The sequence below is a fragment of the Pseudomonas yangonensis genome, from assembly GCF_009932725.1.
Taxonomy (GTDB): Bacteria; Pseudomonadota; Gammaproteobacteria; order Pseudomonadales; family Pseudomonadaceae; genus Aquipseudomonas; species Aquipseudomonas yangonensis.
In genome coordinates this window covers 1-321 of the sequence record NZ_BLJU01000190.1, presented here as the reverse complement: position 1 = coordinate 321, position 321 = coordinate 1, and the positions used below count along the sequence as shown (strand labels likewise).

Sequence of the window (321 nt, the reverse complement as noted above, 5' to 3'; positions counted from 1 at the left end):
CGGACCTGCTGATCGACCGCCTCGAACTGATCCACGGCAACGACGCCCGCGACCTCGGCCTGGCCGGGCGGATTCGCGCCGACATCGCCGCGGTGTCGCCGCATACCGGGGTCCGCCTGCAGCAGATGGAACTGCGCAACCCCTGGGACTTCGAGGAGGTCTATGGCGCCCTGCACGATTTCGTCAGCGCCTACCCCTTCGACACCGAGCGCGAGGACTACCTGGTGCATATCACCACCGGGACCCATGTCGCGCAGATCTGCTGGTTCCTCCTTACCGAGGCGCGCTACCTGCCGGCCCGGCTGGTGCAGACCTCGCCGT

The 321-nt window shown here is 67.9% G+C and carries 1 protein-coding gene; it reads left to right on the top strand.

From position 1 onward, the window contains the following. Positions 1 to 321 (top strand): RNA repair transcriptional activator RtcR family protein (locus GYB81_RS24030; protein ID WP_233787688.1); only part of this gene is annotated, 321 nt, incomplete at both ends.